At 75.8% G+C, this 24,720-nt stretch carries 23 protein-coding genes and 1 pseudogene; 10 read left to right on the forward strand and 14 right to left on the reverse strand.

Annotated elements, in window-relative coordinates:
• Positions 1-55: 55 nt before the first annotated feature.
• Complete coding sequence (locus ACVMYR_RS24230) at positions 56-1,174, reverse strand: AMP-binding protein (RefSeq protein WP_457122826.1); 1,119 nt, start codon at positions 1,172-1,174, stop codon at positions 56-58.
• A gap of 298 nt (positions 1,175-1,472) precedes the next feature.
• Between ACVMYR_RS24230 and ACVMYR_RS24235 the strand changes: the two genes are divergently transcribed.
• Both ACVMYR_RS24235 and aroF read left to right on the forward strand, forming a co-directional pair.
• Entirely contained in the window at positions 1,473-4,940 is a 3,468-nt protein-coding gene (locus ACVMYR_RS24235; protein ID WP_457122827.1) for a non-ribosomal peptide synthetase, read from the forward strand.
• Positions 4,941-5,034: 94 nt separating this feature from the next.
• On the forward strand, positions 5,035-6,132 hold the full coding sequence (gene aroF, locus ACVMYR_RS24240) for a 3-deoxy-7-phosphoheptulonate synthase (RefSeq protein WP_457122828.1): 1,098 nt from the start codon (positions 5,035-5,037) through the stop codon (positions 6,130-6,132).
• A gap of 61 nt (positions 6,133-6,193) precedes the next feature.
• Here the strand turns inward: aroF and ACVMYR_RS24245 are convergent, their stop codons facing one another.
• From ACVMYR_RS24245 to ACVMYR_RS24255, 3 genes are read right to left on the reverse strand one after another with little or no spacing between them, the layout of a single operon-like run.
• Positions 6,194-6,856 (reverse strand): response regulator, encoded by a 663-nt coding sequence (locus ACVMYR_RS24245; RefSeq protein ID WP_396788547.1) that lies wholly within the window; start codon positions 6,854-6,856, stop codon positions 6,194-6,196.
• Complete coding sequence (locus ACVMYR_RS24250) at positions 6,853-7,938, reverse strand: sensor histidine kinase (protein WP_396788546.1); 1,086 nt, start codon at positions 7,936-7,938, stop codon at positions 6,853-6,855. The genes ACVMYR_RS24245 and ACVMYR_RS24250 overlap by 4 nt, the downstream gene beginning before the upstream one ends.
• A 50-nt stretch (positions 7,939-7,988) precedes the next feature.
• Positions 7,989-8,915, reverse strand: coding sequence for a UbiA family prenyltransferase (locus ACVMYR_RS24255; protein ID WP_457122829.1), 927 nt, complete (start codon positions 8,913-8,915; stop codon positions 7,989-7,991).
• A 228-nt stretch (positions 8,916-9,143) separates the two neighbouring features.
• Here ACVMYR_RS24255 and ACVMYR_RS24260 point away from each other — a divergent pair, with 228 nt between their 5' ends.
• A complete protein-coding gene (locus tag ACVMYR_RS24260) occupies positions 9,144-9,998 on the forward strand; it encodes an AfsR/SARP family transcriptional regulator (protein WP_077939830.1) in 855 nt (284 codons plus the stop codon).
• A gap of 101 nt (positions 9,999-10,099) precedes the next feature.
• A pseudogene (locus ACVMYR_RS24265) lies at positions 10,100-11,053 on the forward strand (hydroxyacid dehydrogenase); the annotation flags it as partial.
• A 77-nt stretch (positions 11,054-11,130) separates the two neighbouring features.
• Here ACVMYR_RS24265 and ACVMYR_RS24270 read toward each other — a convergent pair.
• Complete coding sequence (locus ACVMYR_RS24270; protein ID WP_457122830.1) at positions 11,131-12,363, reverse strand: PucR family transcriptional regulator; 1,233 nt, start codon at positions 12,361-12,363, stop codon at positions 11,131-11,133.
• 84 nt (positions 12,364-12,447) lie between these two features.
• Here ACVMYR_RS24270 and ACVMYR_RS24275 point away from each other — a divergent pair, with 84 nt between their 5' ends.
• Both ACVMYR_RS24275 and ACVMYR_RS24280 read left to right on the forward strand, forming a co-directional pair.
• Positions 12,448-13,539, forward strand: coding sequence for a ferredoxin reductase (locus ACVMYR_RS24275; protein ID WP_457122831.1), 1,092 nt, complete (start codon positions 12,448-12,450; stop codon positions 13,537-13,539).
• A 14-nt stretch (positions 13,540-13,553) separates the two neighbouring features.
• Positions 13,554-14,726: a fatty acid desaturase family protein gene (locus ACVMYR_RS24280; RefSeq protein WP_077939832.1), complete on the forward strand. Its 1,173-nt coding sequence runs from the start codon at positions 13,554-13,556 to the stop codon at positions 14,724-14,726.
• Between the two features lie 55 nt (positions 14,727-14,781).
• On the opposite strand, the gene ACVMYR_RS24285 is transcribed toward ACVMYR_RS24280, so the two are convergent.
• From ACVMYR_RS24285 to ACVMYR_RS24305, 5 genes are all read right to left on the reverse strand, one after another.
• Positions 14,782-15,630, reverse strand: a complete 849-nt coding sequence (locus ACVMYR_RS24285; RefSeq protein ID WP_431894961.1) for a hypothetical protein — start codon at positions 15,628-15,630, stop codon at positions 14,782-14,784.
• A gap of 113 nt (positions 15,631-15,743) precedes the next feature.
• Complete coding sequence (locus ACVMYR_RS24290) at positions 15,744-15,923, reverse strand: hypothetical protein (protein WP_077939834.1); 180 nt, start codon at positions 15,921-15,923, stop codon at positions 15,744-15,746.
• Between the two features lie 148 nt (positions 15,924-16,071).
• Positions 16,072-16,779: a spermidine synthase gene (locus ACVMYR_RS24295; protein WP_457122832.1), complete on the reverse strand. Its 708-nt coding sequence runs from the start codon at positions 16,777-16,779 to the stop codon at positions 16,072-16,074.
• A gap of 124 nt (positions 16,780-16,903) precedes the next feature.
• A complete protein-coding gene (locus tag ACVMYR_RS24300; RefSeq protein WP_396788541.1) occupies positions 16,904-17,272 on the reverse strand; it encodes a DUF4180 domain-containing protein in 369 nt (122 codons plus the stop codon).
• Positions 17,265-17,726 (reverse strand): helix-turn-helix domain-containing protein, encoded by a 462-nt coding sequence (locus tag ACVMYR_RS24305; protein ID WP_396788540.1) that lies wholly within the window; start codon positions 17,724-17,726, stop codon positions 17,265-17,267. Before ACVMYR_RS24305 ends, ACVMYR_RS24300 begins: the two co-directional genes overlap by 8 nt.
• Positions 17,727-17,851: 125 nt before the next feature.
• Between ACVMYR_RS24305 and ACVMYR_RS24310 the strand changes: the two genes are divergently transcribed.
• Entirely contained in the window at positions 17,852-18,409 is a 558-nt protein-coding gene (locus ACVMYR_RS24310) for a histidine phosphatase family protein (protein WP_457122833.1), read from the forward strand.
• Between the two features lie 36 nt (positions 18,410-18,445).
• Here ACVMYR_RS24310 and ACVMYR_RS24315 read toward each other — a convergent pair whose 3' ends face one another.
• Positions 18,446-18,715, reverse strand: coding sequence for a metal-sensitive transcriptional regulator (locus ACVMYR_RS24315; protein WP_043968569.1), 270 nt, complete (start codon positions 18,713-18,715; stop codon positions 18,446-18,448).
• Between the two features lie 165 nt (positions 18,716-18,880).
• Between ACVMYR_RS24315 and eccB the strand changes: the two genes are divergently transcribed.
• Positions 18,881-20,269 carry a type VII secretion protein EccB gene (gene eccB, locus ACVMYR_RS24320; RefSeq protein ID WP_457122834.1) on the forward strand — a complete coding sequence of 463 codons (1,389 nt, stop codon included), beginning with the start codon at positions 18,881-18,883 and terminating at the stop codon, positions 20,267-20,269.
• A 115-nt stretch (positions 20,270-20,384) separates the two neighbouring features.
• Here the strand turns inward: eccB and ACVMYR_RS24325 are convergent, their stop codons facing one another.
• Positions 20,385-20,987: a class I SAM-dependent methyltransferase gene (locus tag ACVMYR_RS24325; RefSeq protein WP_457122835.1), complete on the reverse strand. Its 603-nt coding sequence runs from the start codon at positions 20,985-20,987 to the stop codon at positions 20,385-20,387.
• A gap of 249 nt (positions 20,988-21,236) precedes the next feature.
• Here ACVMYR_RS24325 and ACVMYR_RS24330 point away from each other — a divergent pair, with 249 nt between their 5' ends.
• Positions 21,237-22,067, forward strand: coding sequence for a sugar phosphate isomerase/epimerase family protein (locus ACVMYR_RS24330; RefSeq protein WP_396788536.1), 831 nt, complete (start codon positions 21,237-21,239; stop codon positions 22,065-22,067).
• Positions 22,064-23,413, forward strand: coding sequence for an MGH1-like glycoside hydrolase domain-containing protein (locus ACVMYR_RS24335; RefSeq protein WP_457122836.1), 1,350 nt, complete (start codon positions 22,064-22,066; stop codon positions 23,411-23,413). The genes ACVMYR_RS24330 and ACVMYR_RS24335 overlap by 4 nt, the downstream gene beginning before the upstream one ends.
• 41 nt (positions 23,414-23,454) lie before the next feature.
• Here ACVMYR_RS24335 and ACVMYR_RS24340 read toward each other — a convergent pair whose 3' ends face one another.
• Positions 23,455-24,159, reverse strand: coding sequence for a CBS domain-containing protein (locus tag ACVMYR_RS24340; protein ID WP_077939843.1), 705 nt, complete (start codon positions 24,157-24,159; stop codon positions 23,455-23,457).
• A 128-nt stretch (positions 24,160-24,287) separates the two neighbouring features.
• Positions 24,288-24,695 (reverse strand): arsenate reductase ArsC, encoded by a 408-nt coding sequence (locus tag ACVMYR_RS24345; RefSeq protein ID WP_457122837.1) that lies wholly within the window; start codon positions 24,693-24,695, stop codon positions 24,288-24,290.
• Positions 24,696-24,720: the final 25 nt, after the last annotated feature.

A 24,720-nucleotide genomic window follows, 5' to 3' on the forward strand; every position in this document is an offset into this window, starting at 1 on the left:
CCGCACGGGCGGCCCGGGGGCACCTGCCCGGCCACCGACCGGGCCGCCGGCCTCGTCAGGCCGCCGGGCCGAGCAGCCGGAGCCGGCCGTCCGGGGCGCGCACGGCCCGCCAGGCGGTCGCCACCAGCACCGAGTGCCCGCCCGGGTCGGACGGGTCGGGCACCAGCCACCCGGCCGAGCGCAGCGGGCTGTCGGCGACCACCCGCGCCAGCCAGGGCGCACCGACGTACAGCCGGCCCACGGCGGCGGGAACGAGGCCGTCGTCGAGCACCTGCCAGTCGCCGCCGGGCAGCGCCCCGGCGGGCGGGGCCGCCGCGCCCTCCGGGCCGAGGGCGAGCGGGTCGCCGCGCAGCAGCGGGCCCCACACGGCGGCCTCGACCGCGCCGGGCGGCACGGCAGCGGCGTCCGCCGGGTCCCCGTCGATCGCGCCTGACCGGGCGGCCAGCACGAGGTGGCGGTGGGCCAGCAGCAGGCCCCCGAGCGGGGTCACCCCGCTCAGCACGTACGCCGGGTCGTCCGCCCGCACCGGGCGGACCAGCGCCCGGCCCGAGCCGTGGCGACGTCGCCAGGGCAGCACGCGGACGCCGTGGCGACGGGCCGATCCGGCCCACTCGGGCTCGGCGAGCACCAGCCCCAGGCCGACCCGCGCCGCCCCGCGCCCGTCCCCGGACGGCAGCGGCAGGTACGCGGCCCCGCTCTTGAGCGCGGCGAGCCGCCCGACGACGGCGTCCGCCCCGCCGCGCAGCAGCAGTCCGACCGTGTCGCCGGGGCGCACCCCGTGCTCGGCGAGCAGCCGGGCGAGGTCGCCGGAGCGGCGGTCGAGGTCCCGGAAGGTCGTCGGGTGTCCCTCGTGGACGACGGCGGGGGCGTCCGGGTTGGCGGCCGCGACCGTGGCCAGCAGGGCGGGCAGGGTCTGCACCGTGGGGTCGGCGACGGCGACCCGCCCCGACGCCCCGGCCGCCAGCCGCACCGGGAGGTGCGCCGGTGGGTGGGCGGGCGGGCCGGTGGCGGGGACGCCCCGGGTCCGGCTGAGCTCACCGATCTGGGCCAGGCAGCGCAGCCGGCTGCCGATGAAGTGGGTGTCGGCCCAGCCGGCCGGCGTGGGGTGGGCGTGTGGCCACAACGCGTACCGCCCGGCCCGGTTGACGACGACGCGGAGGAACTGTGCTGCCATGGCCGGCCTCCCGTTCCGTCGGTGGACCGGTCCGCCATATCCGGCACGGACCGGCTCCGGTGGATTGAGTGGGAAATGATACGTCGCGTCGGTTGCCTCCCGGTTACCCGCGCCCGCCGGCCGTCGCGCCATCCGGCGTCGGGCCCGCCGTCGGGACGCCCGTAACCGGGGTCTAACCCGGCCTGCCTAACGTCCGCCGGAGACCGACAACCAGCGATGGGGGCGGGGCCGTGCCGATCCGGGCGCGACGCCCGCCGACCCGAGACCGAGATCCGTCGACCACCTGAAGGAGGCGGCCGTGCCCGACACCGCTGCTTGGGAGCGACATCTGCAGGACGTCCCGCGGGCGGTCAACCTGCCCGCCGACCGGACCGCCGCCGCGCGCGACGCGGCGCCCGTCGTCCGGGAGGTGCCGGGCGGGCCGTACCCGGCCGCCGACCTCCTCGCCGGCGTCGGCGCGCTGCTGCACCGCTACGGCGGCGAGCCGCGCCTGCTCGTCGGCCGGTCCGTGGCCGCGACCGGGCGGCTGCTCGCCGTCCGGCTCACCGTCGAGGGCGGACAGACCGTCGCCGGGCTGCGCGCCGCCGCCGCCGAGGCCGTCCGGGCGGCCGTCGACCTCGGCGGGGTCACGCCGGCCGAGCTGGCGCGGCTACGCGGCGTGGACCCGGCCGGCGGGCAGCGGCCCTGCCACGCGGTGGTGGTCGACGGGCCGCCGGAGGCCGCCGACCCGGCCGCCGCCGAGCTGACCGTCACCAGCGCCGACGGGCGCACGTGCCTCGTCGCGGACCCGCGCTTCGCCCCCGGCACCGTCGCGCGCATCGCCGCGCACCTCGGCCGGCTGCTCACCGCCCTCGCCGGTGACCCGGACGCCCGCGTCGCCGAGTTGCCCCTGCTCGGCCCCGACGAGCGGTCGGCCATCCTCTACGAGTGGAACGACACCGCCCGGCAGTTCCCGCCGGAGCAGTTCCCCGAGCTGGTCGCCCGCGTCGCCCGCGAGGCACCCGACCGTCCCGCCGTCGTGGCCGGCGACCGCACCCTCGGCTACGGCGACCTCGACGCCGACGCGAACCGGCTCGCGCAGCACCTGGCGGGCCTCGGCGTCGGCCGGGGCGACCGGGTCGGCGTCTGCCTGGAACGCTCCCCGGAGAGCATCCTCGCCCAGCTCGCCGCGTTCCGGCTGGCCGCCACGGCGGTGCTGCTGGACCCCGAGTACCCGCAGGAGCGGCTGGAGTTCATGGTCGACGACTCGCGGGCCGCGGCCGTGCTGACCCGCGCCGGCCTGCGCGCCCGCCTCGGCGCGGTGGCCTGCCCCGTCGTGGAGGTCGAGGGCGACGAGTGGCGGGCCGCCCCCGCCGTCGACCCCGGCTGCCCGGTCGCCGACGAGGAGGTCTGCCACATCGCCTACACCTCCGGGTCCACGGGCAAGCCGAAGGCGGTGCTGCTGCGCCACGGCCCGCTGCGCAACACCGTGCACGTCCTGCGCGAGCAGTGCGGCCTCGCGCCGGGGCAGCGCGGCACCTGGCTCTGCTCGCCCGGCTTCGGCCTGGTGCAGGTGGACTGCTTCCCGATCCTGGCCGTCGGCGGCACCGTGCACATCCCGGAGCCGGCCGTCGCCGCGTCCCCGGAGCAGCTGCGCGACTGGCTGGTCGAGCAGCGCATCGAGCAGTCGCTGGTGCTCACCGCGATGGCCGAGCGGCTGTGGCGGCTCGACTGGCCCGCCGGCACCGCGCTGCGCTGGATGCGCATCGCCGGCGAGCGGGTGCGCTCCTGGCCCGACCCGCAGCTGCCGTTCCGGGTGCTCAACGTCTACGGCTCCGCCGAGGCCACCGTCGTCGGCACCTGCGACCTGTCCACCCTGGCCGCCGAGGCGCCCGACGGCCGCCCCGACCGGATGCCGCCGGTGGGCCGCCCGGTGGCCAACGTCCGGGCGTACGTGCTGGACGCGAACCGCCAGCCGGTGCCCCCCGGGGTGCTCGGCGAGCTGTACGTCTCCGGCGAGAGCCTGTCGCGCGGCTACCTCAACCGGCCGGAGGTCAACGGCGCCAAGTTCCTGCCCAACGAGCTGCCCGGCGACCCGTACCCCGTGCTGTACCGCAGCGGCGACGTCGCCCGGTACTGGCCCGACGGCACCGTGGAGATCGTCGGCCGCACCGACAACGAGGTGAAGATCCGCGGCTACCGGGTGCACCTCGGCGAGATCGAGAGCGTCCTGGCCGAACAGCCGGGGGTGCGCCAGTGCGCGGTGCTGGCCCGCGAGGACACCCCGGGGGAGCGGCGGCTCGTCGCGTACGTCGAGCCGGACCGCGTCCGGCCGCCGGAGCTGACGGCGGTCCGGGCCGCCCTGCGGCGGCGGCTGCCGAGCTACATGGTGCCGGCGGCGTACGTCGTCGACGACCTGCCCACCACGGCCAACGGCAAGATCGACCGGGCGGTGCTGCCGCCCCCGCCGCGCACCCGCCCCGAGTTGGACACGCCGTACCGGGCGCCGGAGAACCCGGCGCAGGAGCGGGTGGCCCGGATCTGGGCCGAGGTGCTCGACCTCGACGACATCGGCGTCGACGACGACTTCTTCGAGCTGGGCGGCGACTCGCTGCGGGCGATGCGGCTGCTGGCCCGGCTGCGCGACGAGGCGCGGCTGCGGCTGAAGATGTCCGAGCTGTTCCGCGCGCCCACCGTGGCCGCCCTCGCCGAGCGGGCCGGCACTCCCCGGCGGGCCCCCGGGGTCGTGACGCACGACGCGGCGGGCCGCCACGCGCCGTTCGGCCTCGGCGCGGCCCAGGCCGGCCTGGCCGGCGCCCCCGGCGTGCGGTACGTCGAGTGGCAGCGCGACTGGCTCGACGTGGACCGGTTCGTCGCCGCGTGGCAGCGGCTGGTCACGCAGCAGGACGCCCTGCGGCTGGTTTTCGCCGCCGACGGCACCCAGCGGGTCGCCGAGCGCGCGCCCGCCCCGCCGCCGGTGCGCGACCTGACCGACGCCGTCGACGCCGCCGACCGGCTCGACCAGGTCCGCGCCGAGCTGCTGGCCACGCCGTTCGACCTGGCCGAGGGGCCACCGTACCGGCTGCGGTTGACGCTGCTGCCCGACGACGTCGTCGCCGTGCACCTGGCCGTGCACCCGGCGGTCGCCGACGATCGCAGCCTCGACGAGGTGCTGCCCCGGCTGCTCGCCGCCGGCTACGAGGAGCCGGACGGGCCCGCGCCCGCGCTGACCGTCCGGGACCTGCTGCGCGCCGAACCCGCGCCGCCGGCGGAGTCCGCCGCGCCGGCGGGGCCCGTCGCCGCCGATCCGGTCCGGTTGCAGCGCGCCGTCGGCGACGGCTGGTCCGCGCTGGCCGCCGCCGCCCGGCGGGCCGGCACCGGCCCCGAGGAGCTGCTCGGCGCGCTCGCCGTCGACGCGTACGCCGAGGCGACCGGGGCCCCGGCGGCCCTGGCTCCGGCCCCGGCCGGCGCGCCGGCGGCGGCCCGGGACGTCGTGGGCCCGCTGACCGGCGGCCCGACCGACGGGGGGCCCGCCGTCGCCGTGCGCGTGCTGCGCGCCGACGACGGCGAGGACTGGCTGCCGGTACGCCGGGCGAACCTGCTGCCCGGCGTCGCGGCCGACCTGACCGCGCGGGTGACCGGCCCCCGGCTGGAGCTGGACTGGACCTGCCCGGGCGGCCAAGCGGCCCGGGCGACGCTCGACCGCGTCGACGCCGCCCTGCGCGCCCGGCTCGCCGACCCAGCCGTCGACCCGACCGCCCCCGCCACCGTCGCGGTGGGCGGCTGACCTCCACCGGTGGCGGCGGCGTCGGTCGCCGCCACCGGCTCAGGGCCCGCGCCGGCCGGCGCGGACCCCCGTCGAAGATTCAGCGAGGTGAACCATGACCGTGATCATCGTGCTCCGGGAGACGGCCACCGAAAGCGAACTGTCCCAGGTGCTCAACCTGGCCGACCGGGTCGGCTCCGACGTGCGCCGGCACAGCCCCCACCTGCTCTCCCTCACCGGCGACCTGGCGACGGTGGACCAGGCGGTCGCGCACCTGCCCCAGGTCCGGCACGTCGCCGGAGTGCCGGGGCAGTACCCGTGCGCGTCCGCCCAGGCCCGCATCGGGCTGCCCAGCAGCGTGCGGCTCGGCGACGCCACGGTCGGCCCGGGCGGGTTCACCGTCATCGCCGGCCCCTGCTCCGTGGAGAGCCGCGACCAGCTGCTGGAGGTGGCGCACGCCGTACGCGACTGCGGCGCGCACGCCCTGCGCGGCGGCGCGTTCAAGCCGCGCAGCTCCCCGTACGCCTTCCAGGGGCTGGGCCGGCGCGGCCTGGCCCTGCTGGCGGAGGCCCGCCGCGCCACCGGCCTGCCGGTCGTCTCCGAGGTCCTCGACGTCCGCGACCTCGACGCGATGCTGCCGGCGGTGGACATGCTCCAGGTGGGGGCCCGCAACATGCAGAACTACGCGCTGCTGCGGGAGCTGGGCCGGCTGCGGGTGCCGGTGCTGCTCAAGCGCGGCCTGGCCGCCACGATCGACGAGACGCTGATGGCCGCCGAGTACATCCTCGACGGCGGCAACCCCGACGTCGTCCTCTGCGAGCGCGGCATCCGCACCTTCGAGACGGGCTACCGCTTCACCCTCGACATCGCCGCCGTGCCGGTGTTCAAGGAGCGCAGCCACCTGCCGGTGATCATCGACCCGAGCCACGCCGCCGGGGAGACCAGCCGGGTGCTGCCGCTGGCCTTGGCCGCGGCGGCCTGCGGCGCGGACGGGATCATCGTGGAGACCCACTGCGACCCCGCCACGGCGCTCTGCGACGGCAAGCAGGCCCTGCCCACGCACCGCCTGCCGGAGCTCGTCGACGGGGTGCTCCAGGTGGCGCGCGCCGCCGGGCGGCTCACCGCCGACCGGCGGGCCGGCGAGGAGCGCGAACTGGTGCTGGCGGGGGCGCCGGCCGGGCCGGTGGCGGCGGCCCGGGTCGTCCGGCGCTGACCGCCGGGCCTGAGCTGACCGGCCGGCCCCGGCCCGGTGCCACCCGGGGCGGCCCGGTCGGTCAGCTGGTCTCCTCGGCGGAGAGCAGCCGCGCGGCCACGGCCTTGCGGATGGCGTCCACCCGGGACACCGCGTCGAGCTTGGCGTAGATGTTGGTCAGGTGCCGCTTCACGGTGCCCTCGGTGATCCCGAGCCGGTGGGCGATCTGCCCGTTGCTGTACGCCTGCGCGACCAGCCGCAGCACGTCCAGCTCCCGCTGCGACAGCAGCGGCGGCGTGCCCTCCTGGTGGCTCTCCAGCTGGCCGATCGTCTCCCGGGACACCGACAGCAGCACGTTGTCCCGCCCCCGGCCGACGGAGTGCACGGCGGCGATCAGCTCCTCGCCGGCGATGTTCTTCACCAGGTAGGCGTACGCGCCCCGGGCCAGCAGGTCCTGCACGATGGCCGCGCTTTCGTGCATGGTGAGCACGATGACCCGGGTGTGCGGGAACTCCCGGCGCACCCGGTCGATGACCACCGGCGTGCCGGGGCCGGGCATCTCGACGTCGAGCAGCAGCACGTCCGGGTGCAGGTGGGCCACGAGCGCGAGGGCCTCGTCGGAGGTGGCCGCCTCGCCCACCACGGCGCAGCCCGGGTCGGTCTCCAGCAGTTCGCGCAGGCCGTCGCGGAACAGCATGTGGTCGTCGGCGACGACCACCCGGGTCTGCCCGGTGCCGTGGGTCATCGGGACTCCCCGGACAACGGCACGCAGATGGCGACCGTGGTGCCCCCGGTGGGGCCGGGGCAGATGGACACCGCCCCGCCGACCAGCTCGACGCGTTCCCGCATGGACAGCAGGCCGCCGCCGGAGAGGTCCTGGGGGCTCGGCGTGAAGCCGCGGCCGTGGTCGCGGACGGTCGCGGTGAGCGCCGTGCCGCACACCTCGACCGAGACGTCCAGCCGGTCGCTGCCGGAGTGCAGCAGGGCGTTGCGGACCGCCTCGCGCAGCACGAGGTAGATCTCCTCGGCGATGGCCTGCGGGACGGTGCGGGTGTCGCCGGTGACGGTGCAGGTGATCGCGACGCTCGACGGGACGCTCGCCTTCAGGTAGCCGCGCAGCGCGTCCTCCAGCCCGGCCGGCCCCACCGAGTGCCGCAGTTCCTCGGACAGGGCCCGGGTCAGCGACAGCGCGTCCCGCATGGCGCGCCCGGCCTGGTCGAGCTTGCCCTCGGCCCGGTCCGACCGGCGTTTCTGGTAGATGCGGTGCAGGTCGAGGTGTTGCAGCCCCACGCCGATGGCGTGCGCCACCCGGTCGTGCAGCTCCCGGCCGATCCGGCGGCGCTCGGCCAGGTGCGAGGTGAACACCCGCTCCAGCAGGAAACCCACGTAGGACAGGGCGCCCGTCTCGATCCGGGCCATGATCGTGCGGTGCAGCGTGGCGGCGATGGTGGCGGTGACCGCGCCGTCGTCGGCGTCCCCGCGGGCGTACTCGCGGATCAGCGGGGGCAGGGCGGCCTCGAAGAGCAGGGTCGCGGCGCGCAGCGACTGGACGGGGTGGATGCCGCGCTGGGCGCGGTCGCGGCCGACACTGAGCGTGAACGGGGTCGCCACCGGCGCCATCTCGGCGGTGCCGCTGGCCCCGTACCGGTCGACGTCGTCGATGACCGCGTTGGCCTGGCACAGCGCCTGCCGGCGCGCCTCAGGGTCGGCGAAGATCGCGTTGCCGGTGGCCCGTAGTCGCTGCTCGTAGGCGTCGAGGATCTCGGCCCGGACCGCGGGTGGCAGGCCGCGTCCGGTCGTGCCCGCATCTGTCCTCGTGTCCCCCACCGCACCTCTCAGCCCAGCGCCGGCTCATGGTCCGAGTTGACCCCCGCACACTAGTGTCCCTGAGTGCCGACACAGGTCGCAACCGGACCGAGTAGCGCCAGGTGGGCCAGGTACTGGGTGGCCATGAAGACCCGGTACGGGCGGCGCCGACGCGCCGGCGTGCCGTCCCCGGCCGTCCCGCAGGTCAACCCGGTCAGCACCAGCGCCCCGGCCACGGTGAGCCAGGATGCGACCCGGACGGCCGGCCACGCGTCGTGGGCCGCGAGCAGGAAGGCGAGCGCGACGGTGAGCGCGACGGCCGCCACGGAACGGCGGGCCCACGGCACGCCCCGCGTGACGGGCAGGGTGCGTCGCCCGGCGAGCCGGTCGCCGGGCACGTCGGAGAGGTCCTTGGCGAGGGCCCCGACGGCCATCCACAGGGCCATCGCGACGCAGAAGACCCACAGGTGCGGCACCGGCCGGGCCCCGGCGCTGTCCGCCCCGGCCAGGTAGGTGAGCAGGCCGGCGATCACCACCGCGCCGGCGGTGCCGGCGACCCGGCGCTTCAACGGCGCCCGGCCCATCGAGTACCACCAGCCGAGCGCGAGCTGCCCCGCGCCGAGCAGCACCAGCGTCGAGCCGACGGTCGCGGCCACCAGCAGGCCGGCCGCCGCCAGCCCGTGCGCGGTCCGCAGGGCGACGCCTCGGTCGAGCCGGCCCCGGGCGATCGGGCGGCGGGAGCCGTTGGCCCGGTCCTCGGTGACGTCGGCGACGCCGTTGAGCAGGTAGACGCTCCAGGTCAGCAGCAGCCAGGCCAGCGCGCCCCGGCCGAGGGCGCCGTCGAGGTCCGCCCCGGACAGCGCGCCGGCCGCCGCGCCCGCGGCGAACCGGAGCAGGAAGATCACCTGCACCACCGGCCGGGCCTCCACGAAGGACAGGCCGAGGGTCCGCCACCACCGGTCCGACGGTCGGGTCGCCGTCAGCGTGCTCATGGTCATCGTCACCAGCTCCCCTCGGTCGTCGTCGGACCGATCGTCCGGTGTGGACGACGGCGCGGTCGTCTGTCGCAGGTCACAGCGTCCGGGTGCGGTAGGTCGTAGCCCGACTGTCACCTTGGTCGTAGGGGGAGTACCCAGTTGCGAACGGTTCCCTTGTGGACTCGGGAGGTCGTTTTAGCGTCGGAGGTGTCGATGAAGGTTTCCGTCACCGCCTGAGAAGGGACACCCATGCTGCCGAACCCTCCCGCCGCCGTCACCGTTCGTTTCCTCGGTGACTTCGCGGTCACCGTCGACGGTGTGCCCGTCGAGCGCTGGCGCGCCGGCAAGGCGCGCAACCTCTTCCAGTTCCTCGTGCTCAACCGGGGTCACGTGGTGCCCCGGGAGCGGCTCTACGAGGTGCTCTGGCCCGACAGCGACACGGACCGGTCGACCTCGCTGAAGGTGGCCGCCCACGCGCTGCGGCAGATCCTCGGCAGCTGCCCCGGCGGCACCGGGGTCGAGATCGTCTACCAGGACGTCGGATACCTGCTGCGGTGCGCCGAGATCTGCGTCGACGCCGAGGAGTTCGAGGCGGCCGTCGACGCCGCGCGGGAGGCCGAGCGGACCGGCGACACCGGAGGGGCCCTGGCCGCCCACCACCGGGCGATCAGCCTCTACCAGGGCGACTTCCTCAACGGCGAGACCGCCGACTGGGTCGACGAACAGCGCCAGTGGACCCGGGCCATGGTGCTGCGGTCGCTGCACCACCTGCGCGCCGACGCCATGCTCCGCGACGATCCCCGCGCGGTCGTCACCTGGTGCCGGCGCATCCTGTCGGTCGACCCGTACCAGGAGGAGGCGTACCAGAACCTGCTGGTGGTGCACGGCATGCTCGGCGAGCTGGGTCAGGTCCGCAGCTGGTACGACCTGTGCGTGCAGCGGCTGCGCGATGGCCTCGACGTCGGCCCGACCGGGCGTACCCGGCAGATCCGCGACCTCGCCCTCACCGGGCGGCTGCGCGGGCGGCGGGCCTCGGCCCCCCGTCCGGCGTCGCCCCGCCGCCCCGCCGCGCGGGGCCTGCAGCCGCTGTCGCTGACCGCGTAACCACCGGCTAACGCCCACGGTCCATCGTCGGCGCACCGGCGCGTCGCGTGCCGGGGGAGATCCGGACGTCCCCGAGGAGAGCGAAGATGAGCGAGCAGACCATGACGACCGGGGCCGGTGCCCGGCAGCGGGTGCTGGTCACCGAGGAGCTGGCCGGGGAGGCGCTGCGCCTGCTGGCCGACGAGTTCGACGTACGTCGGGTCGACGGCGCCGACCGGGCGGCGCTGCTGGCGGCCCTGCCCGACGCCGACGCCGTCGTCATCCGCAGCGCCACCCGCGTCGACGCCGAGGCCCTCGACGCGGCGGTACGCCTGCGGGTGGTGGCCCGCGCCGGCGTCGGCGTGGACAACGTCGACGTGCCGGCGGCGACCGCCCGGGGCGTGCTGGTGGTCAACGCGCCCACCTCGAACGTCGTGTCCGCCGCCGAGCAGGCCGTCGCCCTGCTGCTCGCCGTGGCCCGGCACACCGCCACCGCCAGCGCCGCGCTCAAGCAGGGGCGCTGGCAGCGGTCCCGGTTCACGGGCGTGGAGATCGCCGGGAAGACCGTGGGCGTGATCGGCCTGGGCCGCGTCGGTGTGCTCTTCGCCCAGCGGATGGCCGCGTTCGGCACCCGGGTCGTCGCCTACGACCCGTACGCCACCTGCGAGCGGGCCGCCCGGGTCGGCGTCGCCCTCGTCGGCCTCGACCAGCTCCTGGCCACCAGCGACTTCATCTCCCTGCACCTGCCGCGCACCCCGCAGACCGTCGGGCTGATCGGCCGGGCGGAGCTGGCGCGGGTCAAGCCGGGGGTACGGATCGTCAACTGCGCCCGGGGCGGCCTGGTCGACGAGGAGGCGCTGGCCGAGGCGATCGCCGCCGGCCGGGTGGCCGGGGCCGGCGTCGACGTGTTCGCCACCGAGCCCTGCGTGGCCTCGCCGCTGTTCGCCCTCGACGAGGTGGTGGTCACCCCGCACCTGGGCGCGTCCACCGCCGAAGCCCAGGTCAAGGCGGGCGTCGCCGCCGCCGAGAGCGTCCGGGCGGCCCTGCGCGGCGACGACGTCCCCGACGCGGTCAACCGGCCGGGCCCGCGCCGCGCCGCCGTGCCGGCCTGAGCGGGCGGCCCGACCCGTCCCGCGCCCACCGACACCGGCGGTCAGCCCGGCTCCGACGGTGGCGGCAGCACCGCCAGGGCGAGCGTCAGGTCCAGCACGGTCTGCGGGTCGAGCAGCCGGTCGCCGTACAGCTCCCGCACCTGCGCCATCCGGTAGCGCACCGTCTGCGGGTGCACGAACAGGGCCGCCGCCACGTCGTCGCGGCGGCCCTGGTGCAGCAGCCAGGCCCGCAGCGTCTCAGCGAGCCGGTGGGCGGTGGCCGGCGGCAGCGCGGCGAAGGGCTCCAGCACCTGCGCCCGCAGGTCGGCCAGGGCCTCCGGGTCCACGCTGAGCAGCAGCCGCGCCAGGTGCCGCTCGGTGTCCAGGGGCGCGTCGGCGTCGTCGCGGGGCAGCCCGAGCAGCAGCGCGCGGGCGGCCCGCTCGTACGACCCGGCCACCCGGTGCCACGGCCGGGCCGGCCCCAGCACCGCCCGGTGACCGCGCAGCACCCGGGCCAGCTGCCGCCGCCGGCCGCCGTGGACGTCGGGCACCAGCAGCACGGCCAGCTCCTCGGCCGGCTCCGGCCCCGGCACGTCCTCCCCGCTCTCCAGCGTGTGCGGGCTCAGCGCGGTCAGCACCGTGCGCAGGCCGCTGCGGGGCAGCAGCACGACGGTCAGCGTCTGCGGCGGGGGCCAGTCCGCGCGGGCGGCGCTGCGGCGCAGCACGTCCTCGGCCTCGCCGGCCAGCAGCTGCTGGGTGAGCCGCTCCAGGTAGCGCTGCCGCGCCCGGCCCACGCTGGCCAGCTCGTCGGCGTGTCCCGCCACGCTGGCGGCGGACAGTTCGTCGATGTAGGCGAACATCAGCTCGGCGAACTCGGCGACGGTCGTCGCCGCGAGCCCGGCGCGCACGGTGGTGGTGGAGACCTCCCGCCAGGCCACCCGCGCCCCCACCCGGTACGCCGCCAGCAGCGCGTCCATGCTGCGGCCGGAGCGGGCCTCGCCGCTGCCCAGGGCGTACGCCGCCTCCAGCGCGGGGGCCAGCGGGGTGCTCGGGTCGGCCGCCGCCTGGGGGCGCCCGACGAGCTGGAGGAAGGTGCCCAACGCGATGCGTACCGCGTTTTCGATCTTGGCCCGCATCTGCCCGGTGAGGGTGCCCGAGTAGGCGGGAACCTCGGCCGTGATCGCGGTGACCGTGCGCTCGGCGACCGCCGGCAGCACCGCGAGCAGGCGGGCGGCCGTCGGCGCGTCCAACGCGAGGTGGGCCGCGCGGCGACCGGTCCCCGACTCTTCCGACATCTTGTTCTCCCGGAACAAAACCGTGCGGGCCTTTCATCTTTCTTGGCCAAGATGTTATGCGATCGTGTCCGCCACCCTGGTCCTATGACCACCACCGTCCCGCGCCCGTCCGGCCGCCGCACCGTCCGGGACAGGCTGTTCCGGCTCGCCGAGACGGTCACCACGCCGCTGCTGCCCGACGACTACCTCGACCTGGTCGCCCCGCTGCGCTCCGGCGCCGCCCTGCGCGGGCGGATCCTCGACGTCCGGCCCGAGACCCGGGACGCGGCGACGGTGACCATCCGGCCCGGCCGGGGCTGGCAGGGGCACACCCCCGGGCAGTACGTCCGCCTCGGCGTGGACGTCGACGGGGTCCGCCAGTGGCGGGCCTACTCGCTGACCTCCGCCCCCGGCCGCCGCGACGGGCTGATCTCGGTCACCGTGAAGGCGATCCCGGACGGCCGGGTCAGCAACCACCTGGTCCGCCGGGTCCGGCCCGGCACCCTGGTCCAGCTCGACCAGGCCCAGGGCGACTTCGTCGCGCCCGCGACCGCGCCGCGGAAGGTCCTCTTCCTCACCGCCGGCAGCGGCATCACCCCCGTCATGGGGATGCTGCGCGCCGGCGTGCCCGCCGCGGCGGACGTCGTGCTGGTGCACTCCGCGCCCACCCCCGACGACGTGATCTTCGCCGCCGAGCTGCGCGGCCTCGCCGACCGGGGCGCGATCCGTCTCGTCGAGCGGCACACCGACACCGACGGCGTGCTCGGCGTGGCCGAGCTGGCCGACCTGGTGCCCGACCACCTCGACCGGCAGACCTGGGCGTGCGGCCCGGTCGGCCTGCTCGACGCGGTCGAGGCCCACTGGGCCGCCCACGGGGCGGCCGACCGGCTGCACACCGAGCGGTTCCGGCCCACGGTGATCTCCCCGGGCACGGGTGGCGACGTCACCTTCACCCGCGCCGGGGTCACTGTCGCCGCCGACGGCGGCACCCCCCTGCTGGACGCGGGGGAGGAGGCGGGGGTGCTCATGCCGTCCGGGTGCCGGATGGGCATCTGCTTCGGCTGTGTGGTGCCGCTGCGCCAGGGCGCGGTCCGGGACCTGCGCAACGGGGAGATCACCACCGCCGTCCCCGGCGACGGCGTGCTCATCCAGACCTGCGTGTCGGCGGCGGCCGGTACCTGCGACATCGACCTCTGACAGGAGAACCGGACGTGACCGCCATCCAGAAGAAGGCCCACAACCCGATCGCCCACCTCACCGCCACCGACATCGAGGAGCTGGGCCGGGAGCTCGACGCCATCCGCGACCGGGTGCTCGCCAGCCGCGGCGAGGCCGACGCCGCCTACATCCGCAAGGTCATCTCGACCCAGCGCCGGCTGGAGCTGGGCAGCCGGGCGGTGCTGCTGTTCTCGCTGTTCCCGCCGGCCTGGGTGGTCGGCACCCTCGGCCTCGCCGTGGCCAAGATCCTGGAGAACATGGAGATCGGCCACAACGTCCTGCACGGCCAGTACGACTTCATGCGCGACCCGAAGATCCACTCGACGACCTGGGAGTGGGACCACGTCTCCCCGGCCGAGCAGTGGAAGCACTCGCACAACCAGCTGCACCACACGTACACCAACGTGCTCGGCAAGGACAACGACCTCGGGTACGGCATCATGCGCGTCGACGAGGACCAGCCGTGGCACCCGGTCCACCTCGGCCAGCCGCTGTGGAACCTGATCAACGCCTGCTTCTTCGAGTACGGCATCGCCGCGTACGACCTGGAGCTGGGCCGCAACCTGCGCAAGGGTCGGCACAAGGCCCCCGAGTTCCGGGCCCGGGCCCGCGCGGTCGGTCGCAAGATCCGCCGCCAGTTCCTCAAGGACTACGTCATCCACCCGCTGCTGTCGGGGCCGTCGTTCCTCAGCACCCTCGCGGCCACCTTCACCGCCAACCTGATCCGCAACCTGTGGAGCCACTCGGTGATCATGTGCGGGCACTTCCCGGAGGGGGTGGAGACCTTCGAGAAGACCTCCATCGAGGGGGAGACCCGGGGCGAGTGGTACCTGCGGCAGATGCTCGGCTCGGCCAACATCAGCGGCAGCCGGCTGCTGCACATCATGACCGGCAACCTGTCCTTCCAGATCGAGCACCACCTCTTCCCCGACCTGCCGAGCTGCCGCTATCAGGAGGTGGCCCCCGAGGTGCGGGCGCTGTTCGCCAGGTACGGGCTGACGTACACCACCGGGGCGCTGCCGAAGCAGGTCGCCTCCGCCTGGTGGAAGGTCATCCGGCTCTCCCTGCCCAACCGCGCCGCCGAGACCCCCGCCCCGCCGCCCGCCGGGGCGCTCCCGCACGGCCCGCAGGAGAGGAAGGACGCCCTGGCGACCGCCTCGGTGTGACGGCCCGGTGGCCGCGGGCGCGGCTGGTGCCGCGCCCCGCGGCCGGCGGCGGTGCCTAGCCGACGGGTTCCCGCAGCCGGCGGTAGTGCTTCCACAGCTCGACGTACGGGATCTGCCGGCCGGTCGCGCGGGCGCGGGCCCACTCGCCGGCCCAGTGCATCAGCAGGCTCGGCGTGCGCGACCCGACCACCCGGCCGTCCCGCACGGACAGCGACGGGTCGCCGGCCCAGCGTTCGAGGGGGATGCGCCACGACCCGGTGGCCGCCGCGACGGCCAGCAGGCTGCCGTACCCGCCCCCCGCCGTCACGATGAGATAGTTCAGCAGCGGCTGCTCGTAGCAGGACAGCTCCATGTGCTCGGCGAGCGCCAGGGCGGCGGGGAGCCGCGCCTCGACCGACGCCGGCGTCAGGGCCGGCTTGCGGGAGACCACGAACCCGGTGTTGGCGGAGTATGAGACCTGCCGCCGGCTCAGGGCCCCGGCGGCGTACACCGAGTCCTTCCACACCCACCTGCGGATGTCGGGCAGGTCCGAGTGGGAGGTGAGGAAGTCGAAGCGGTCCAGGAGCCGGAAGGTGAAGCCGATGTCGCTGAGGACCACCGTGTCGGTGTCGATGTAGACGAACTCGTCGAAGGGGCCGTCCCAGATCGCCAGCTTGCGGTACTGCCCGACGGTATGGCCGTGGAACCTGCGACTGATGTCGTCACACCAGTCCAGCCTTGCCTGGTCGCGCCAGACCGAGAAGTCGTACTCGCCAGCGAGCGCGGCGATGTCCCCGACGTCGTCACCGAACGGCACGAGGCACAGCGGGATCGACGGGTTGTGGGCGCGGAAGCTGTTCAGGAACGCGATCGCGAGATCCAGGATGGCGTCGTTGGCGACGAAGTACGCGCCCCGGTTGGACACGAAGCTGCTCCTTCACGGGGCGCGACGGTTGCGCATCGTGAGGATGATAGATCACCCTGTCACTGCCGGGCAAGTGATCACGGTGGATGTCCGGCGGTCGCCGCAGGCAGGGCTCAGCGCCGCGCCGAGTGTCGGTGCTGTACCGCCTGCCGGCCCTTGACGAACGCGAACACGATGACCGCGACCAGCGCGATCACCCCGATGATCACCAGCCAGCGGACCGCCTCGAGCAGCAGCCCCAGCAGGATGAGCGCGCCGGCGACGACGCCGACGACCCAGAGCATGGCGCGCATGTCCACCTCCCGTTGACCGGACGGTCCCGCCGACCGGGGCGTCCGCCGGACACGCCTTTCCCGGTTCGGCCGCCGCCATGCCCGCCGCCGCCATGCCCGTGGGCCGGGCCGAGTTCGTCGGCCCGGCGTCGCTGGCCGGTGTCGGCGGCTAGCGGCGGGCGACGTAGACGGTGTTGGCCGACTCCCGGCCCTGCAACGGGTTGGGGAAGCGGACGACGTGGGCCAGGGAGGTCGGGAACACCCCGGTGAGCACCCGCTGGAAGTCCGGGTCGGGCGGGTCGTTGGACCAGAGCGCGAACACCCCGTCCGGGTGCAGCAGGCCGGCGAGGCGGCGCAGGCCCTCGTCGGTGTAGAACGGGGTGTGGCTCGGGTGCAGCACGTGCCGGGGCGAGTGGTCCACGTCGAGCAGGATCGCGTCGAACCGGCGGCCGGGGGAGTCCGGGTCGAAGCCCGCCCCGTCGGCCACGGCCGCGAAGAAGTCCGCCTGGACGAACCGGGTGCGCGGGTCGTCGGCGAGGCCCGCCGCGAACGGCAGCAGGCCCTGCCGGTGCCAGCCGATGACGTCCTCGATCGCCTCCACCACCAGCAGCGAGGCCACCCGGGGGTCCTCCAGGGCGGTGCGGGCCGTGTAGCCGAGGCCGAGTCCGCCGACCACGACGTCGAGCGCCGTGCCGTGCAGCGGGGCCAGCCCGAGCCGGGCCAGCTCGATCTCCGCGACGGGGAAGAGGCTGGACATCAGGAACTCGTCGTCGAGCTTGACCTCGTAGACCTCGCGGTCCAGTGCGGGGTCGTGCCGACGGCGGAGGCTGATCTCGCCGATCGGGGTCTCCCGCCAGGCCAGTTCCTCGAATCGCACGCCCACGCGGGTCCTCACTTCGGCCGGGTCCGAGCGGATCTTACCGCCCGCGCGGGCCCGGCCGCCGCAACAACCGCCATCCGGTACGGGCGCGCCGCGCCCGCGTCCGGCCGCCGGGGACCGGTCAGGACCCGGCGCGCAGCCGGGCGTCGAGCGCGTCGAGGTCGGGCAGGAACCACACGTGGTCGGCCCGGTTGGACTCGTGCACCAGGGCGCGCAGCGCCGGGCTGGCCGCCAGGTGCCCGGAGATGTCGCCGAGGACGGCCAGGCGCAGCCGGTAGTTGACGAACTTCTGCATCATGTCGCCGGCGAACCGGGTGCCGAGCGAGAAGAACCCCTCGGCCAGCCGGTCCACGGGCACGGCCACCACCTGCGCGCCGAGGAAGGCCGCGCCGATCAGGTCCAGCGCGTCCTGCTCGGTGGCCACCACGGGGCCGTCGGCGTCGCACACCAGCACCGGCACCCCGGCCAGCTCCCGCATCTCGTCAGGCATCGTCCGCCTCCCCGTCCTCGCGGCCGAGCAGGCCGCCGTCGGCGTCGAGCACCGCGTCGACCATGCGCAGCAGGTCGGCCGTGGCGGCGGTGCCGCCCAGGATCACGATCTTCATCCGGTTCCGTTCCTCGTCGTGGACGGTCTGCACCCGCAGCGGGTGCGCCAGGTCGTACCCGTTGTTCGCCCCGGCCAGGACGAACGTGCCGAGCCGGTCGGCCGTGGCCCGGTCGACGCCGTCGACCTGCACGATGCTCGACACCTCCACCGAGGTGCTCCGCGCCGGTGGCGTCGGAGGACGGCCGGTGAGCGCGTCGAGGTCGGCGCGGGCGATCCGGTACTGCTTGCCGATCCGGGTGGCCCGGAGCCGGCCGGCACGGATGTAACCGCGCACGGTGCGCACGTGCAGGCCGAGGAGGTCGGCCACCTGCTCGACCGAGTACATTTCTTCCCTCATTGCTCCCTACCGTACGCTGAAAAGGTGTTGATAGGGAATGTTGGGCCGCGGCCGGGCGCGGTTTCGCTCACAGGGCTGTCACGCGACGGCAACCTCTGCCGCCGTCGGGCCCCTAGCCTTGATCCATGTCGACGCGGATCGTCTTCGAGACCCATTCGTGGAGTGAGGACAACGACCGGGGAGTGGCGACCGGCTGGCTGCCGGGGCGGCTGTCCGCGCGCGGCCGGGCGCTGGCCGCCGAGCTCGGTGACCGCAGGCGCCACGACGGCATCGCGGCCGTCTTCACCTCGGACCTGCGCCGGGCGGTGGAGACCGCCGAGGTGGCCTTCGGCGGCACCGGCATCCCGATCCTGCACGACTGGCGGCTGCGCGAGTGCGACTACGGCGACCGCAACGGCACCTCCGCGGTGGAGCTGCACCAGGGCCGGGCCCGCCACCTCGACTCGCCCTATCCGGGTGGCGAGAGCTGGCGGCAGGCCGTGCTGCGGGCCGGGCGCTTCCTCGACGACGTCCCGCTGCGCTGGCACGGGCGTCGGATCCTGGTGATCGGGCACGTCGCCACCCGGTGGGCGCTGGACCACCTGCTCGACGGCGTCCCGCTGGAGGAGCTGATCACCGTCGACTTCGCCTGGCGCGAGGGCTGGGAGTATGACACCGACGCCCGCCACCCCGCCCGCGCCTGAGCCCGCGCCCGCGGGTGACCCGCCGGGCGCGGGGGCTCAGGAGAGTGCCAGGAAGAGCTTCTCCAGCTCCTCCTCGGTCATCTCCGGGTCCTCGCCCCGGTCGCGGGCGGCGTTGCAGTGCCGCATCCCGGACGCGATCAGCTTGTAGCCGGCCCGGTCGAGGGCCTTGGAGACCGCGGCGAGCTGGGTCAGCGTGGCGCGGCAGTCCTCTCCCGACTCGATCATGTCGATCACGGCGTTGAGCTGACCCCGGGCCCGCTTCAGGCGGGTCAGGGCGTCGGCGGTCATCTCCGGTCGCAGCTTCACCTCGCGTCACCTCCGGGGAGAAGGGTACCCCGGGGGGTACGCCGTGGCCACCGCTTCGCGTCACACCCTACGACCCCGCGCCTGCCCGCCCTCGTGGCGGAGGGTCTCCGGGGGATCGACGCAGCGTCTATCCTGTGCCCCGATCGACCGGTCGGAGGAAACCGCATGCCGTCGCGGCAGGACCAGCTTCACTCGTACCAGTTCACCGTGCAGCGGGCGGTCGCCGCCCTGGTGATGCGGGAGACCGACCCCGCACGGTCGCCGTTTCGGCGGCTGGCCGGGGCCGGGCTGGCCAGTGTCCTGGTCGCCGCGATCGCCCTCGGCGGCTTCGCCCTCTACGGGCTGTTCGCCGGCGGCGGCACCAAGTGGCGCGACACCGGCGCGGTGATCGTGGAGAAGGAGTCCGGCGCCCGGTTCGTCTACCGCGAGCAGAAGCTGCACCCGGTGCTCAACTACGCCTCCGCCCTGCTGATCATCGGCGCCGAGCGGGCGAAGACCGTGCTGGTCTCCCGCCGCTCGATCGAGGGCGTGCCGCGCGGGCTGCCGCTGGGCATCCCCGACGCCCCCGACTCGCTGCCCGACCGGGCCCGGCTGTCCACCGCCGGGTGGACGGTCTGCTCGGCCGCCGGGGCCGAGCGCGCCGCCGCCGGGGCGGAACCCGCCGCCCCCCGGTCGGTCGTGCTGATCGGCACGGCGGCCACCGGCGGCCGGGCCCTGGGCGACGACGCGATCCTGCTGCAACACCCGGACGGCGGGCTGCACCTGGTCTGGCACGCCCGCCGCTACCTGCTGCGCGACACCGGGCGGGTGCTCGCCGCGCTCGCCGCCACCCGGCAGCGGGCGGTGCCGGCCGCGCCCGCCCTGATCAACAGCATCCCGGCCGGGGCCGACCTCGCCCCGCTCGACCTGCCCGGCCTCGGCCAACCGTCGCCCCGGGTGACCGGCGCGACGGTCGGCGACGTCTTCCTCGTCCGCAACTCCGGCGGCGGCCGCCAGTACGCCGTCGCCCTCACCGGCGGCCTGGCCGGCGTCACCGAGTTGCAGGCCACCCTGCTGCTGGCCCGCACCGGCCAGGGGGAACCGGAGGCGATGACCCTCGGCCGGTTCGCCGCCCTGCCCAAGCTGCCGGACCTGGTGCCGACCGGGCCGGCCGCCCCACCGCCGACTCCGCCCCGGCTCGCCGCGGCGGACCCGGGGGCGCTCTGCGTCCACGTCGGCGACGACGCGGCAGTGGGCGACGTGCGGCTGGGCGCGACCCTGCCCGACCTGTCGGACACCCCGCAGGCGACGGGCGGGACGGCGGTCGCCGACCACGTCGTGGTCGAACCCGGGCACGGCGCCGTGGTGGAATCGGTCGCCGCACCGGGTGCCACCGGCGGTGCGCTGAGCGTGGTCACCGACCTCGGCCGCCGGTACGTGCTGGCCGACCCCACCGTGCTCGGCATGCTCGGCTACCGCGACGTGCGCCCCGTCCGGCTGCCCGCCGGCCTGGTGGGTCTCGTGCCGGCCGGCAGCCCGCTCGACCCGGCGGCGGCCCGCTCGGCCGGCGAGTAAGGAAGGGCCCCCTGTTAACGCCTACGGTAGAGAAGGGTTCCCCTCTCACCCCGCTCCGGCGGGCGGACGCGGACCCGACGGCGAGCGCGGCCGGCGGCGGGCGTGGGGAGGTCGGTCAGGCGGGACGGCGCAGCACGGTGACCGCGAAGTCGGCGTCGTCGCGCCACGGCCGCAGGTCCCAGGTGGCGAAGCGGTGCTCCAGGCGGAGGCCGGCGGCGACCGCGTCGGCGTCGAAGTCGGCCAGCCGGTAGCCCCGGTCGGTGCCGAAGCCGACGACCACCACCCCGTCGCGGCGCACGTGCGCGGCGACCCGCCCGAGCACCCGCTGCTCGGTGCCGGGCGCGACGAACGCCATCACGTTGCCGGCAAGCACGGCGGCGTCGAACGGCTCGGGCTCCCCGGCCGCCGCGAGGTCCAGCTCGGCCAGGTCGCCGACCAGCCAGCGGGGGCCGGGGTGGTCGACGCAGGCCGCCTCGACCAGCACCGGGTCGGCGTCGACGCCCACCACCGTGTGGCCCCGGTCGTGCAGCGCCGCGCCCACCCGGCCGGTGCCGCAGCCGGCGTCGAGGACACGGGCGCGCGGCGGCACCATCGCGTCCAGCAGCCGGGCCTCGCCGGCCAGGTCCGCGCCCTCGGCCGCCAGCCGGCGGAACCGGTCGACATACCACTGCGAGTGTTCGGGGCCGGTGTCGGTCACCCATCGGGTCGGGTTCGCCATCGCCCCACGCTAGCCGAGCCGACCCGCCGGGCCCGCGGTCAGCCCCACCCCGCCCCGCCGGAAGGGTGCCGATTGATCAATAACAAGACATATGCCGATTTTTGGCTCTACACTGAAGCCCAGTGCTACCGATGTGACTCATGGTCAACCGGGTTGTCCCACTCGCCGGCCCCGACGGATCAGCTCAGGTGCCCGGGTGCCGCTCGACCACGGCGACGCCGACGCCCGCCACGTCGTGCCGAGGTGCCCATGACCGTTCCGCCGACCATCCCGCTGGCCTGCCAGGAGCAGCTGCTCCCCGGCGACGACCTGATCCGCAAGCACGCCCTCGCCGCCGCGCTCGGCTTCACCGGCATCGAGCTGCGCGGCCGCGGCGAGCCGGCCCTCGCCCGCCGGCTGCCGGAGCTGCGCCGCGCCCGCGCCGCCGGGGTGGTCATGCCGACCGTCCGCGTCGAGCCGGGCCCCCTCATCGGCGACGTCGACCCCGAGCGCTCCGCCGACGCGGTACGCGACCTGCGCTCCCAGCTCTCCGTCGTCGCCGAGCTGGGCGGCGTCGGGGTGACGACCCCCGTCGCCAGGGCGACGCCCGCCCGCCGGCTGCCGCCGTTCCAGCGGCCCCGCCCGCCGGCCGGCGACCGCCAGGCCCTCCTGGACGCCCTCGGCACCCTGGGCGAACACGCCCGCGCCGAGGGTGTCACCCTGTTCCTCGCACCGCTCAACCGGTACGAGGACCACATGGTCAACCGGCTCGACGAGGCGGTGGCGCTCTGCGCGGCCGTCGGCCTGCCCTCGGTGCGGGTCGCCGCCGACACGTTCCACATGAACATCGAGGAGGACGACGTGCACGCCGCCCTGCGGGCCGCCGCCCCCTACCTCGGGCACGTGCAGGTCAGCGACACCAACCGGCACCAGCCCGGCGCCGGCCACCTCGACTGGCCGCAGCTCGTGCGCACCCTGCGCGACCTCGGCTACCCGGGCTGGCTGGCGCTGGGGTGCCGGCTGCGCGGCGAGCCGGTGCAGGCGCTGCACCAGGCGGTCACCGTGCTGCGGCACGCCGAGCCCCGGCGGATGGCCGCGTGAGCACCGGCACCGCCGCCGACGGCGGCGCACCGGCCCGCGCCCGGGAGACGGGGGCGCTGTGGCGGCTGGCGGTGGCCACCCTCGACGGCAACTGGGAGCACGACCACACCGTCCCGTCGCGCACGCTCTACCCGCACCAGTGGAGCTGGGACTCGGCGTTCGTCGCCGTCGGTCTGGCCCACGTGCGCCCCGACCGGGCCTGGCGGGAGCTGCGCACCCTGTTCGCGGCCCAGTGGGCCGACGGGCGGGTGCCGCACATCGTGTTCAACCCCGCCCTGCGCGCCGGGTCCTACTTCCCGGGGCCCGCGTTCTGGAACTCGGCGCAGGTGCCCGGCGCGCCCGCCGTGGCCACCTCCGGCATCGTCCAGCCGCCCCTGCACGCCCTCGCCGCGTGGCTGGTGCACCGCCGGGCACCGTCGGAGCGCAGCCGGGCCGAGCTGGCCTGGCTCTACCCCCGGCTGGTCGCCTGGCAGCGCTACCTCACCGGCCGGCGCGACGTCGGCGGGGCGGGGCTCGCCTGCATCGTGCACCCGTGGGAGTCCGGGCTGGACAACAGCCCCGCCTGGGACCCGCCGCTGGCCGCGGTGCCCGCCGACGCGGCGGTCATGCGGGCGTACCGGCGGCACGACACCGTGCACGCCGACGCCGCGCACCGCCCCACGGACCTGGACTACGCGCGCTACGTCGCGCTGGTCGACGCCTACCGGGCCGGCGGATACCGCGACGACGGGCTGGACGGGCGGCACCCGTTCCTGGTGGAGTGCCCGCTGCTGAACACGGCGCTGGGGCTCGCCGAACACGCGCTCGCCGCGATCGCCCGCGAGACCGGGGCCGACCCGGGCCCGCACCGCGAGCGCGCGGTCCGCATCACCGCCGCCCTGGTGGACCGGCTGTACGACCCGGTCGGCGGCACCTTCCACCCCCGGGACCTGCGCACCGGCCGGCTCGTCCCGGCCCGCACCGCGCTGGGCCTCATGCCCCTGGCGCTGCCCGGCCTGCCCGCCCGGCCGGTCGCGGCGCTGCTCGCCGAGGCCTGCTCGCCCCGGTTCGGGCTGGCGGCCCGGATGGACCGGCCGCTGCCCAGCCACGACCGCACCGCGCCCGACTTCGAGCCGCTGCGCTACTGGCGGGGCCCGAGCTGGCAGAACCTCAACTGGCTGCTGTGGCGGGGGCTGCGCGCCCACCACCGGTTCGACCTGGCCGCCGGGCTGCGCGACTCGATGATCGACCTCGTCGCGACCGCCGGCTGTCACGAGTACTTCCACCCCGACACCGGTGCCGGGCTCGGCTCGCCCGCGTTCGGCTGGACCGCCGCGCTGCTGCTCGACGTCCTCGCCGAAACCTGAGCGGCCGGCGGCCCACGGGCGGGCCGGCCGGCCGCCGGGGCTCAGGACACGCCCGCCGGGGTGCCGCCGCCCACCCGCAGCCCGGACAGCGGGATGTCGTCGACGGCGTACCCGAGCGCGTCGACCACCTCGACGACCCCGCTGACCTGTGCGGACAGCCGCAGCGCGAGGCGCACCGTGGAGCGGCGGTCGAGCTGGCCGGTGAGGGTGACCACGCCCTCGTGCACGGTGACGTCGACGACGTCGTCGCGGACGCCCAGCGTCCGGCGCAGCACCTCGTCCACCACGTCGGCGCGGATGTCGCCGTCGGGGCGCAGGTGCACCCGGAGCAGGTCGCCACGGGTCACGATGCCCACCAGCCGGCCCAGGTCGTCGACCACCGGCAGCCGCTTGACGTGCCGCTGGGTCATGAGCCGCGCCGCCTCGACGCAGGACGCGTCCGGCCCGACGGTGACCGCCGGGGCGCTCATCAGGTCGGCGGCGAGCGTCGCCCCGGCCTTGACCTGCGCCTCGCGGTGCCGGCGGCCGACGAACACCCGCCGCTCGTGCGGCTGCCCGAGCAGCTCCACCTTGTGCAGGAGGTCCGCCTCGGAGACCACCCCGAGGACCCGCCGCGCGCCGTCCACCACCGGCGCCGCGGTGACGCGCCAGCCGGTGAGCACGTCGACGATCTCCCGGTACGCCGTGCCCTCCCGTACCGCCGCGACGTCCGTCGTCATCACGTCCCGCACCTGCCACGCCCGCATGGCGACCTCCCTTGTTCCACCCCGACCGTAGGAGCGGGCGGGTGGTGCTGGGCAGGGCCGGCCGGCCCCGCGAACGCGGGGACCTCCTGCCCGTACCCCACGGGCCGGAGGTCCCGGCGGGCGGCCGGTCAGCGGGCGGGGGACAGCTCGCGCAGCAGCGCCTCCACCCGGGACCGGATCTCGTCGCGGATGGGCCGGACGGCCTCGACCCCCTGCCCGGCCGGGTCGTCGAGCTTCCAGTCCTCGTAGCGCTTGCCGGGGAAGACGGGGCAGGCGTCGCCGCAGCCCATGGTGACGATCACGTCGGAGGACTCGGCGGTGGCGTACTCCAGCAACTTGGGCCGCTGGTCGGTGATGTCGATGCCCACCTCGGCCATGGCCTCGACGGCGGCCGGGTTGACCGCCTCGGCGGGGGCGGAGCCGGCGGAGCGGACCTCGACGGCGTCGCCCGCCAGGTGACGCAGCCAGCCGGCGGCCATCTGGGAGCGGCCCGCGTTGTGCACGCAGACGAACAGGACGCTGGGCTTGTCGGCCACAGTGGTTTCCTCCGGGGTGACGGGG

The organism is Micromonospora sp. PTRAS2 (assembly GCF_054052245.1).